Annotated in this window: 14 protein-coding genes; 9 read left to right on the forward strand and 5 right to left on the reverse strand. The window is 62.6% G+C overall.

The window, feature by feature from the left end:
- Positions 1 to 21: 21 nt before the first annotated feature.
- Both NRB16_RS03390 and NRB16_RS03395 read right to left on the reverse strand, forming a co-directional pair.
- Positions 22 to 222, reverse strand: coding sequence for an SEC-C metal-binding domain-containing protein (locus NRB16_RS03390; protein WP_084710242.1), 201 nt, complete (start codon positions 220 to 222; stop codon positions 22 to 24).
- Between the two features lie 32 nt (positions 223 to 254).
- Entirely contained in the window at positions 255 to 716 is a 462-nt protein-coding gene (locus tag NRB16_RS03395) for an LEA type 2 family protein (protein WP_257105472.1), read from the reverse strand.
- Positions 717 to 823: 107 nt separating this feature from the next.
- Between NRB16_RS03395 and NRB16_RS03400 the strand changes: the two genes are divergently transcribed.
- Positions 824 to 1,363, forward strand: a complete 540-nt coding sequence (locus tag NRB16_RS03400; RefSeq protein WP_257105473.1) for a hypothetical protein — start codon at positions 824 to 826, stop codon at positions 1,361 to 1,363.
- Positions 1,364 to 1,374: 11 nt separating this feature from the next.
- On the opposite strand, the gene NRB16_RS03405 is transcribed toward NRB16_RS03400, so the two are convergent.
- Together NRB16_RS03405 and NRB16_RS03410 are read right to left on the reverse strand one after the other, a co-directional pair.
- Positions 1,375 to 1,848 (reverse strand): YchJ family protein, encoded by a 474-nt coding sequence (locus tag NRB16_RS03405; protein ID WP_257105474.1) that lies wholly within the window; start codon positions 1,846 to 1,848, stop codon positions 1,375 to 1,377.
- A 3-nt stretch (positions 1,849 to 1,851) separates the two neighbouring features.
- Positions 1,852 to 2,349, reverse strand: coding sequence for a DUF6231 family protein (locus NRB16_RS03410; RefSeq protein ID WP_045488483.1), 498 nt, complete (start codon positions 2,347 to 2,349; stop codon positions 1,852 to 1,854).
- A gap of 299 nt (positions 2,350 to 2,648) precedes the next feature.
- Between NRB16_RS03410 and NRB16_RS03415 the strand changes: the two genes are divergently transcribed.
- The 3 genes from NRB16_RS03415 (at position 2,649) to NRB16_RS03425 (ending at position 4,558) form a co-directional block, all read left to right on the forward strand.
- Positions 2,649 to 3,359 (forward strand): OmpA family protein, encoded by a 711-nt coding sequence (locus NRB16_RS03415; protein ID WP_045488485.1) that lies wholly within the window; start codon positions 2,649 to 2,651, stop codon positions 3,357 to 3,359.
- A 172-nt stretch (positions 3,360 to 3,531) separates the two neighbouring features.
- Positions 3,532 to 3,807 carry a DUF1145 domain-containing protein gene (locus tag NRB16_RS03420; protein WP_045488487.1) on the forward strand — a complete coding sequence of 92 codons (276 nt, stop codon included), beginning with the start codon at positions 3,532 to 3,534 and terminating at the stop codon, positions 3,805 to 3,807.
- Complete coding sequence (locus NRB16_RS03425; RefSeq protein WP_257105475.1) at positions 3,800 to 4,558, forward strand: collagen-like protein; 759 nt, start codon at positions 3,800 to 3,802, stop codon at positions 4,556 to 4,558. The genes NRB16_RS03420 and NRB16_RS03425 overlap by 8 nt, the downstream gene beginning before the upstream one ends.
- A 28-nt stretch (positions 4,559 to 4,586) precedes the next feature.
- On the opposite strand, the gene NRB16_RS03430 is transcribed toward NRB16_RS03425, so the two are convergent.
- Positions 4,587 to 5,057 carry a CopD family protein gene (locus NRB16_RS03430; RefSeq protein WP_257105476.1) on the reverse strand — a complete coding sequence of 157 codons (471 nt, stop codon included), beginning with the start codon at positions 5,055 to 5,057 and terminating at the stop codon, positions 4,587 to 4,589.
- A 142-nt stretch (positions 5,058 to 5,199) separates the two neighbouring features.
- On the opposite strand from NRB16_RS03430, the gene dinG reads away from it, so the two are divergent.
- The 5 genes from dinG to NRB16_RS03455 all read left to right on the forward strand — a co-directional run bounded on the left by dinG (position 5,200) and on the right by NRB16_RS03455 (position 11,170).
- Complete coding sequence (gene dinG, locus NRB16_RS03435; protein WP_045488493.1) at positions 5,200 to 7,344, forward strand: ATP-dependent DNA helicase DinG; 2,145 nt, start codon at positions 5,200 to 5,202, stop codon at positions 7,342 to 7,344.
- Positions 7,345 to 7,443: 99 nt separating this feature from the next.
- On the forward strand, positions 7,444 to 8,592 hold the full coding sequence (locus NRB16_RS03440) for a serine hydrolase domain-containing protein (protein WP_257105477.1): 1,149 nt from the start codon (positions 7,444 to 7,446) through the stop codon (positions 8,590 to 8,592).
- Between the two features lie 150 nt (positions 8,593 to 8,742).
- On the forward strand, positions 8,743 to 9,777 hold the full coding sequence (locus NRB16_RS03445) for an OmpA family protein (protein WP_257105478.1): 1,035 nt from the start codon (positions 8,743 to 8,745) through the stop codon (positions 9,775 to 9,777).
- 125 nt (positions 9,778 to 9,902) lie between these two features.
- Positions 9,903 to 10,550 (forward strand): pyridoxamine 5'-phosphate oxidase, encoded by a 648-nt coding sequence (gene pdxH / locus NRB16_RS03450; RefSeq protein WP_257105479.1) that lies wholly within the window; start codon positions 9,903 to 9,905, stop codon positions 10,548 to 10,550.
- 155 nt (positions 10,551 to 10,705) lie between these two features.
- A complete protein-coding gene (locus NRB16_RS03455) occupies positions 10,706 to 11,170 on the forward strand; it encodes a glycine zipper 2TM domain-containing protein (RefSeq protein WP_253113499.1) in 465 nt (154 codons plus the stop codon).
- Positions 11,171 to 11,301 lie beyond the last annotated feature (131 nt).

An 11,301-nucleotide genomic window follows, 5' to 3' on the forward strand; every position in this document is an offset into this window, starting at 1 on the left:
GCCGTCAGGTGTGCTTGGCGATCAGGCGCCGTGGCACTTCTTGAATTTCTTGTCGCTGCCGCACGGGCAAGGGTCGTTGCGGCCAACGTCTTTCAACGCATTGCGCACCGGCTCCTGGTGGCCGTGGTTGCAGTGCGGGCCATGGACATGACCGTCGTGCTCGTGGTGATGATGGTCGTGGTCGTGGTTGCAGTCAGGACCATGGACGTGGGGCTGGTTCATCGGGGTGTGCTCCAAAATTGAATCGGCGGCCATTATATCTCGCCGTCGACCCCAATACGCACGCTGTCGCGAAACAACAGGCCGGTCTTGAGTTTACCGTCAAGCCGATAAGGGATCGGCTGCCCGCGCTGCTTGAGTTTCTGGGCAATCGGTTTGGCGTGGCGCCACAGGTTGGTACGCACCGGCACCACGAAGATTTCATGGCTGTGCCCGGCGACCAGAAACCAGTCGGTGACCTGGTCTTCGGCCAGGATCAGCTCTCCCAGCATGATTTTGTAGCGCAAGCCGCGCACCAGAAGGCGTGAGTCATTGGGGTTGTCGACCTCGAAATGCAGTTTAAAGTCTTGCTGCAATAGCTGCACTTTGACGGTCTCAACCTTGAGCAGGCGCAGTTGTGGTGGCTGCCAGGCACGTGAACCCCACCCGCTTGAGCAGCCGCTCAAGGTGCCGAGCAGCAGGGCCAGCAGCCAGAGTCGTGGGAATGTCAGTGTCATGCCGATGACCGTCAGGGGCGAGAGTATTGGCAGAGTGTAGGCCATCAGGTTGTTCGTGCGGACAAGCCTGCGCCATACTTTGGATACAGGCTTGAAGAGAGGCAGTGATGAGTCTTTACGAAATCGTCTTCAGCGGTCGGCTGGTAGCAGGTGCCCAGCCAGACAAGGTCAAGGCCAATCTGGCGCGGTTGTTCCAGGCCGACGAGCAACGCATGGCGCTGTTGTTCTCCGGACGCCGGCTGGTTCTGAAGAACAACCTCGACGCTCAGGCCGCCGAAAAGTACCGGGCGACGCTGGAGCGTGCCGGTGCGTTGGCCGAGGTGGTGGATATGCATCCGCGCATCGAAGAAGTGGAACTGGCGCCGCCGCCGGATGCGCCAACCTGGCTGAAAAAGCCCAAGCCGGGTGACGGGCGGTTGCAGATCACGCCCCGCGACCTGTACATGGCGGCATTCGTCGATGTCGATGCCCCCGACCTGCCGCTGGCCGAGGTCGGCAGCGACCTGCAAGATGCCAAACCTGCACCACAGGCGCCGCGACTGGATCTGTCCGGTATCACTCTGGCGCCGGCTGGTAGTGACATGGGCCAGCACAAGCAGCCCCAGGCCAGGCCCGCGCCGGACACTTCACACCTCAAGCTGCTCTGAGCAAGCCTTTGCTACAGCAGGTAGCCGGCACAGCATTTCTTGAATTTCTGCCCGCTGCCGCACGGGCAGTTATCGTTACGGCCCGGCTTGAGCGGCACGGTGGGGTCGATGAAGTACCAGCGCCCCTGATTCTGTACAAAGGCCGAGCGTTCGCGGTGGCTGTGTTCGCCGTGTTCATCGTGCCAGCGTGCAGTGAAGGTCACGAATGCGTGTTCCGGCTTGCCGCCCAACACCTCGGTGTCTTCCACCTCCAGGCCCAGCCAGGTGCTACGCGCGCTCCACTGGGCGATGGCGTTGCGGTCCAGCGCATGTTGTTGGGCCGGCAGCGTGGTGTCGAGCAGGTAATCCACCTGGCTCAAGACATAGGCGCTGTAGCGCGAACGCATCAGCTTTTCCGCGCAGGGTGCCGGCTGGCCGGCATGAAAGCGGCCGCAGCAGGCCAGCAACAGATCCCCGCTGCCGCAGGGGCAACTTGCACTACTCATGCATCACCACCAGTACTTGCCAAAATTTTCCGGGTTGGCCCAGAACTTGGCATTCAGCCAGTCGGGCACCTGTTTGTATTCACGCAAATCGTAAGTAAACAGCGTCAGCACCTGTTCATCGCGGCTGAAGCGTTCGCTGGCTTGCAGGGCCAGGGCGAAGAAGTCGGTTTCCTGCCAGCCGCAGGCCTGCAGGTCAGCCAGCACCGCGATGCGGCTGGCGTTGAGGTTGCGGATGCCGCCAAGCAATTGCAGGCCGTCGCGCCGCGGGATGTGTTCAAGGCAATCGACCACCAGCGCCAGGTCGAAGCGTTGGGCGGCCAGTTCGGTCGGCAGTTGCCCGGGCGCGGCGACGGCCAGTTCGGTGTCTGGGTGCGCCTCACGAAAAGCCTGCAGGGCCGGGAACGTTTCGCTGCCGATCAGCAGCAGGCGTTGCGGGGCGTAGCGGTCGAGCAGGGCGGCCAGCGCCTGTTGCGGTGTGCGGGTGGAGAAAGCAGCGGTCATCATCGTTCCTCTTGACTGTGCAAGCGTAGCGTTATCGGCAACGGGCAAGGCCTGAAAGTTTACTGGATCGGCCGGTAAGGGAAATGGCTTTTCGCCGTATGCCTGCACATCGTCTAGTCTGGACCTTTGCGACGATACCCAGTGTGGCAGGGGACCAAACGCCGGTTCGGCGGGCAATTTAATTGTGCCGCGGCGGTGAACCTTCTCGATTTCGCAAAGGACAAACGGTAGCGCACTGGCAAAGTGCCGTCGCAAAAAACCTCCGCGGCAAACCGGCCGCCCCTCGGGAGTGCAGAACAATGAATATGCTTAGGACAGCGGTACCTTTGATCCTGGTGAGCAGTGTGCTGACCGGTTGTGCGGGCTTGCAGAAAGAAGACTGGCCAAAATGTGCCGCTGGCGGCTTCCTCGGTGGCGCGGCGGTGGGGGCGTTCCAGACCGCAGCGGTGGCGGCCAGCCTCGGCGGCGCAGTGGGCGTGATGGCCGGTGCTTATTGCTGGGTGCATGGCGACGGCGACGATGATGGTGACGGCGTACCGAACAGCCGCGACAAGTGCCCGGATACTCCGCGCGGCACGCCGGTCGATGCCACCGGTTGCCCGATCGTGGCCGCGCCTGCGCCTGAGCCGATTCCCGCTGCGCCAGCGCCACTGCCGCGTGAAGAGGTAATCAACATCAACAAGGAAGTGCTGTTCGAATTCGACTCGGCGCGCCTGACCGCTTCCGACCGCACCAATCTGGACGTGGTTGCCAGCCGTCTGCGTCAGGAAGCCGCTACCGTGCAACTGCGCGTCACTGGCCACACTGACAGCGTCGGCAGCGATGCCTATAACCAGAAGCTCTCTGAGCGTCGTGCGCATTCGGTAACCGATTACCTGATCAGTTCGGGCGTGCCACGCGCTTCGTTCGTGTCGGTGTCCGGTGAAGGCGAGTCGCGTCCTGTCGCGGACAACAAGACCGCTGAAGGCCGCGCGCTGAACCGCCGCGTTGAAGTGAAAATCAACCGCTGATCCACCGCTCCCTGTACCGGTCCGGCGACTGTTGCCGGGCCGGTTATCTGCTCTGCCCCCTGCATTTACCTGTCGTCACTGGCATTGTGTGCTGGCTTGGCGTTACTGTGCGCGCTGCGCACATGATGCGAAAGCCAAGCGTTTGCAGACACGACATGATCAGGGGCCTGAAATGAAGCTGTTCTGGGGGTTGGGAAAAGTGTTGATGCTGGGGTTCTGGGCAGTGGTGCTGATCAACCTGCTGGTTGGTGCTCCCGGTCCCTTTGACGTGGTAATCGACATGGCAGGTTGCCTGATCCTGCTGACCCATCTGTTGGAGCTGGTGCTGTTCAATGCCAGCCTGCGTGGCCGCGCCCAGCCCTGGCGCGATCGCGGCAAGATTCTTGTATTCGGTATCTTTCATCTCCAGGCCATCGGCCGTCCACGCGTCGAGGCTCGTCATGCGTAAATTACTGTTGCTCGCCACCCTGTGCAGCCCCTTGGCCATGGCTCAGGACATTCAGGTGCAGTCCCATTCGCTGTTGCGCCTGCCGGCCAGTGGCACCGTCTTGCAGGTTCAGCGCCTGGAAGTGGCCGATTACGGCACCTTGCTGATTCCCGGCGGGGTCACTGATCTGAAGGTCGAGCAACTGCTGCTCGGCCACGAAGCCCGGATCGCGATCGTCCCCGGCAGCCAGCCACTGAACGTGCTGATCGGCACGGCGCAACTGGGCACCGGCAGCCAGATCACGGCACGCGGTGCGCCGGGCACTTATCAGAAAGCGCCGACACCGGGACGCAACCTGACCTTGCGTATTCAGGCATTGCAGGCTGAGGAACTCTCGGTGGATGCCCGTGGCGGCACCGGCGCGCCAGGCTACGTGGGCCTGGACGGTGCCAACGGCCAGGCACCGGGTTGCACCTGGGGCAGTGCCGGGCGGGGTTATGACGGTGATGCCGGTGGTAATGGCCATGATGGCGCCGCGGGCGGCCAGGTGCGTCTGGAGCTGCCGCTGGGCTTTGCTGCCGAGCGCGTTAAGGTTAACGTCGACGGTGGTGCCGGTGGTGCGGCCGGTGAAGGCGGTAAACCAGGCAAGGGCGGTGAGTCCAAGGGCTGCATCGTCTACCGCGCCGATGGCGGCAAGGCCGGCACCGCCGGAGCTGCGGGGCAGGCAGGGGCCGCAGGACCTGCCGGGGTGGTGAACGTACAGCGTTTCTGACCGGCGCCGCCTGAGCGGCTACGCCGACCTATGACCACAGCGCCGGCCGCGCTGCGGCAAGCGCCACCACCGCCAGGCCGATCAACAGATTGATACCCACCAGCCGGCGGATGCGCCCCAGCACCCCGGCGCCTTCGGCCCACTGTTCGGCTTGCACCGCTTGACGCAGCTCGGGCAACTGTAACGAATGAATGCGTAGAAACACCGCGACCATCACCACATACAGGCCCATCATCGCCTGCACATAACGCGGCGCCAGCTCCAGGCTCGGGTAGTTCAGGCGGGCAAACACCACCCCGGTAACCGGCAAGATCACGATGGCGAGCCACACCCAGGTAAAAAATCGCGGAAACACTTGGACCCATAATCTCAGGCGCAGGGGGCCCTCAAGTGCTGCAATGATTGCCGGGCGCAGAATCATCCAGGCGAAGAACATGCCGCCGACCCAGACCAGGGCCGCCAGAACATGCAGGGTGTAGGCAAAAGTCGATACGCTCATGAAGGCTCCTGATGGCGATTTGTCCGACCGCTGACGATGCATTTGCTGCGATGCGTTCAGCGCAGATGGCATTAGCGCGCTATGATAGCGCCCACTTTGAAACACTGAAAATTTATCCAGCCTTTTGCCGTATCCCGAGCCAATGATCAGCACCGAACTCAAAGCCCAGATCCAGGGCGCCTATTCGCGCTTCCTCGAAGCCAAGAGCCTCAAGCCTCGTTACGGCCAGCGCCTGATGATCGCGGAGGTCGCCAAGGTGTTGGGCGATGTCGCGACCGACGATGAAGGGCGGCGTAGCGGGGACCCGGCGGTGGTTGCAGTGGAGGCCGGAACCGGCACCGGCAAGACCGTCGCGTATGCCATTGCCTCGATTCCGGCGGCCAAGGCGGCCGGCAAGCGGCTGGTGATCGCCACCGCTACCGTGGCGTTGCAGGAGCAAATCGTTTTCAAGGATTTGCCCGACCTGATGCGCAACAGCGGCCTTAGCTTCAGCTTTGCTCTGGCCAAGGGGCGTGGTCGCTACATGTGCCTGTCCAAGCTCGACCTGCTGTTGCAGGAGGGTAACCAGAACAGCGCCACTGCCCAGTTGTTCGAGGAAGAGGGCTTCAAGATCGAGGTCGACGAAGTCAGCCAGAAGCTGTTCAACAGCATGCTGCAGAAACTGGCTGGCAACAAATGGGACGGCGACCGCGACAGCTGGCCCCAGGAACTCGACGACCTGACCTGGTCGCGGCTGACCACCGACCATAGCCAGTGCACCAGCCGCCATTGTCCGAACTTTCAGCAGTGCGCCTTCTATAAGGCCCGCGAAGGCATGGGCAAGGTCGATGTAATCGTCACCAACCACGATATGGTCCTTGCCGACCTGGCGCTGGGCGGTGGTGCGGTCTTGCCCGACCCGCGCGATACCGTCTATGTGTTCGACGAAGGTCACCACCTGCCCGACAAAGCCATCGGCCACTTCGCCCATTACACGCGGCTGCGCTCCACCGCCGACTGGCTGGAACAGACCGCCAAGAACCTCACCAAGTTACTGGCCCAGAATCCGCTGCCGGGCGACCTGGGGCGTTATATCGAGCAGGTGCCGGAGCTGGCCCGTGAAGTGAAAAACCAGCAGCAGTTCATGTTTGCGGCCTGCGAGCAACTGGCGGACTTTCGTGCCGGTGAAGACACCGAAGGCCGCGAACGGCCGCGCCACCGCTTCGTCGGTGGGGTGATTCCCGAGCATATCCGCGACATCGGCATCGAGCTGAAAAAGGGCTTCTCGCGGCTCAACGACCTGTTTACCCGCCTGGCTGACCTGCTCAAGGAGGGCATGGACGGCGAGGTGAATATCGGCATCGCCAGCCATCAGGCCGAAGAATGGTATCCCCTGTTCGGTGCCCTGCTGGCCCGTGCCCAGGGCAACTGGGAGCTGTGGACCGCCTTCACGGCCGAAGACCCGGACGAAAGCCCGCCCATGGCGCGCTGGCTGAGCCTGGCCGAGAGTGGCGCGATGTTCGATATTGAGGTCAATGCCAGCCCGATCCTGGCCGCTGAGATGTTGCGCCGCAACCTCTGGAATGTCGCCCATGCCGCGCTGGTCACCTCCGCAACCCTGACCGCGCTGGGCAAGTTCGACCGTTACCGGATGCGCTCCGGCCTGCCCAGAGATGCCGTGACAGCGGTAGTGCCCAGCCCGTTTCACCATGCCGACGCCGGTGTATTGCGGGTCCCGGACCTCAAGGCCGACCCGCGCAATGCCGCCGAGCATACCGCGGCGATCATCCGTGACCTGCCGGAGCTGGTCGAAGGCTCCAAGGGCAGCCTGGTGCTGTTCTCGTCGCGGCGGCAGATGCAGGACGTGTTCGACGGCCTGGACCGCGACTGGCGCAAGCAGGTGTTCATTCAAGGCAACCTGTCCAAGCAGGAAACCCTCAACAAGCACAAGGCGCGGGTCGACGGCGGCGAGTCCAGCGTGCTGTTCGGCCTGGCGAGTTTTGCCGAAGGGGTCGACTTGCCGGGGGCGTACTGTGAGCACGTGGTGATCGCCAAGATTCCTTTTTCGGTACCGGACGACCCGGTTGAGGCGGCACTGGCCGAGTGGATCGAAGCCCGTGGTGGCAACCCGTTCATGGAGATTTCCGTGCCCGACGCCTCGCTGAAACTGATTCAGGCCTGTGGCCGCTTGCTGCGCACCGAGTCTGATCGAGGCACCATTACCTTGCTCGACCGGCGCCTGGTGACCCAGCGTTACGGAAAAGCCATCCTCAATGCCTTGCCACCCTTTCATCGCGAGATTTCATGAAGCGCGGTTCACATTGGCTCTGATCGCTGAAACAATGCGAACCGACATTTGACAGGCGCGGCTGAGCCCGCCGCGAAACCGCCAGCCAGGAGCCAAGCGTTGCAGATCCAGGGTCATTTCCAGCTTGAATTCGAAGCCGTACGTGAGGCGTTTGCCGCACTGTTCGACGATCCCCAGGAGCGTGGCGCTGCGCTATGCATCCAGATCGGTGGCGAAACCGTCGTCGATCTGTGGGCCGGCACGGCTGACCAGAGCGGCAGCGAGGCCTGGCACAGCGATACCATCGCCAACCTGTTTTCCTGCACCAAGCCATGGGCGGCAGTCGCTGCATTGCAACTGGTAGACGAAGGCAAGCTGCGCCTCGACGAGCCGGTCGCGCGTTTGTGGCCCGAGTTCGCCGCTGCCGGCAAAGACACCATTACCCTGCGTCAGTTGCTCTGTCATCAGGCCGGTCTGCCGGCGCTGCGTGACCTGCTGCCGGCCGAAGCGCTGTATCAGTGGGACACCATGACCGGCGCTCTGGCGGCCGAAACTCCGTGGTGGACGCCGGGGCAGGGCCATGGTTATGCGGCAATCACCTACGGCTGGCTGGTGGGCGAGATGCTGCGCCGCGCCGATGGCCGCGAGCCGGGTGATGCCATCGTCGGCCGGGTCGCCAAACCGCTGGGGCTGGATTTTCATATCGGCCTGGCCGATGAAGAGTTTCACCGTGTTGCGCACATCGCGCGTGGCAAAGGCAACGCCGGTGACGCAGCCGCGCAGCGCCTGCTGCAAGCCACGATGCGCGAACCGCAGTCGATTACCTGCAAGGCCTTCACCAATCCGCCCTCTATCCTGACCAGTACCAACAAACCTGATTGGCGGCGCTTCCAGCAACCGGCGGCGAATGGTCATGGCAATGCCCGCAGCCTGGCCGGCTTCTACAGCGGTTTGCTTGACGGCAGCCTGCTCGAATCGGAGCTGCTCGGTCAGATGACCCGTGAGCACAGCCTGGGCCAGGACAAGACCCTGCTGACCTCTACCCGGTTTGGGCTGGGCTGCATGCTCGATCAACCGACGGTCGCCAATGCCACTTATGGCCTGGGCCCCAGGGCGTTCGGTCATCCGGGGGCGGGCGGTTCGGTGGGCTTTGCCGACCCCGATTACGACGTGGCCTTTGGCTTTGTCACCAGTACCTTGGGCCCGTACGTGCTAATGGACCCCCGTGCCCAGAAACTGGCGGGTATACTGCGTGAGTCTTTGCAGTAAGTATTGCTCATAAGTGCTTGTTTAATACCGATTGTCAGTTTCTCTGGTAAAAGCCAACCGTAGAACGGTTTCTTTTTCCACTCTGTCTTGATGCGTGTTATACGACGTTGCTCGCGTCCTTTTGTCTGCCACTTTCGTTGTAGGTCGTCCATGTCCTCGAAAAGAACTCTTGCCATCGCTTTGTGCATAGCCGCCCTGACCGGTTGCGCCCAGACCCCGAAAACCGATGCTGCGGCTGACGCCTCCAGCCCATGGTACTGGCCGTTTGGCTCCGAAGCTGCTGCCGATGGCAAAGCTGACGCGGCGGCCGACAAGGTTGCCAGCAAGCCCGAGGACAAACCCGCTGCCAAGCCTGCACCGTCCATGGTGGCCAAGTCCGAGACCGACAGCCGCTGGTGGTGGCCGTTCGGTTCCAGTGACAGCAAGCAAGCCACGCAAGAAGCCAAGGTCTTGCCGATGCCGGATCCAAAGCTGACCCAGGCCTGGCTGGACGAGTACGAGCCGCGGGTGCGCACCGCCATCAAAGACAGCAATTTCCAGTTCGAGCGCCGTGACGACCTGCTGGTCATCACCGCTCCGGTCGACTCCTCGTTCAACCCGGATCGGCCGGCCATGCTGCTGCCGGTGACCCTGGGGCCGATTACCCGTCTGGCCAAGGCCGTCGAGGGCGATGCCAAGACTGCCGTGCTGATTCTCGGTCACGCCGACACCAGCGGTGCCAAAGAAACCAACCAGAAGATCAGCCAGGAGCGCGCCCAGTCGGTCGCAGCAATCTTCCGCCTCAGCGGCCTGGAACGTAACCGCCTGAGCCAGCGCGGCATGGGCGCGGTGATGCCGCGTGCCGCCAACGACAGCACCCAGGGCCGTGCCCTGAACCGTCGCGTCGAAATCCTGCTGACCCGCCAAGACACCATGCGCGCGCTGATGAGCCGCTATGACGTACCGGCGGTCGCGCCAACGCTGGTCGCGGTACAGGACGTCAAACCGGCGGCTGCCGCTCCAGCGCCGGCCAAAAAAGCTGCCCCAGCCAAGAAAGACACCGCTAAAAAGGCCGCACCGGCCAAGAAAGAAACCGCCAAAAAGGCAGCGCCAGCCAAGAAAGAAGCGGCCAAGAAAGACACTGCGAAAAAGGCCGAGCCTGCCAAGGCTGTCGCCAAGAAGACCGACGCCCAGGCCAGCAACTGACCTGAGCGGCGACCTGCTGGCGGCCAACATTGACCGCCAGCAGGTCGCCAGCGCTTCAAGCTGTCCTGTGCCGGGCTGTTATGCTTAACTGCCCGGCTCAGCAAAGCCTTGAAGGAGCACCGCCCATGACCTCATCCCTGGCCGATATGCGCCGTGACTACGCCCGCGACGGTCTGACCGAAGCCCTGGCGCCGGATGAACCCTTTGCCCTGTTTGATCAATGGTTCGCTGAAGCGGTGAAGACCGAACAGGCGCCGGTGGAAGCCAATGCCATGACCCTGGCAACGGTGGACGCCGACGGTCGCCCGCATTGTCGGGTGCTGCTGCTCAAGGCTCTGGACAGTCAGGGCTTCACCTTTTTCACCAACTACGACAGCGCCAAGGGCCAACAGATGGCCGGGCAGCCGTTTGCCGCCATGACCTTTTTCTGGCCGACCCTGGAACGTCAGGTACGCATCGAAGGGCGAGTGGCGAAGGTCACCGCGCAAGAGTCCGATGATTATTACCAGGTCCGTCCGCTGGGCAGCCGGCTGGGGGCTTGGGCGTCGCCGCAAAGCAGGGTCATTGCCGACCGCGCCGAGCTTGAGCAACTGCTGCACGCCACTGAACAGCGCTTCGCTGATAGCCAGCCGCAATGCCCTGCACATTGGGGCGGCTACCGTCTGGTGCCCGACCGGATCGAGTTCTGGCAGGGGCGTCCGAGTCGCCTGCATGACCGTTTGAACTATCGTTTAACAAATGATGGCTGGATTCGTGAGCGGCTGGCTCCGTAGGATCTCAACTGAATTATCTCCCGCCGCAGCCGTCTGAATATCACTCGGCGCCTGTCTGTATGGCGCCTGAATGAACTCGATATGCAGCCTGCCTGGTCGTGACGGCATCGCTGGCCGGGAGTCTAATGGTTACTCGATCTTCAGGAGATACCCTCATGCGCAAATCTGTATTGCTGGCTGCTTCGTTCGCTGCGATGGCGTTGACACTGGGCGGCTGTACCTCGAACCTCACTGGCGATTCCTACTCGCGTGACGAAGCGCGGGCGGTGCAGACTGTACGCTTGGGGGTTGTCCAGGCCTTGCGTCCGGTGAAGATCGAAGGCACCAAAACCCCGATTGGCGCCGGTGCAGGTGCGGTGGTCGGTGGGGTGGGCGGCAGCGCTATCGGCGGTGGACGCGGCAGTGTGGTTGCGGCGGTGATCGGTGCGGTCGCCGGCGGCCTGCTCGGCTCGATGACCGAAGAGGGCCTGACCCGCACCCAGGGCGTCGAAATCACCGTACGCGAAGACGACGGCAGCATGCGCGCCTATGTTCAGCAGGTGCAGGAAAACGAGATATTCCGGGTGGGCGACCGGGTCCGGGTGATGACCGTCAACGGCACCAGCCGGGTGACCCACTGATCGCAGCTTGATCCGCTTCACAAAAAAACAACCCGATCCACTGTGATCGGGTTTTTTTTGCCCGCCAGATTGTTTTCCCGCCAGCCCGCACGTTCGAATGTAAGGTTGATGGCATTATGCTTTTACTGTGC

The organism is Pseudomonas sp. LJDD11, assembly GCF_024584215.1.
Classification (GTDB): domain Bacteria; phylum Pseudomonadota; class Gammaproteobacteria; order Pseudomonadales; family Pseudomonadaceae; genus Aquipseudomonas.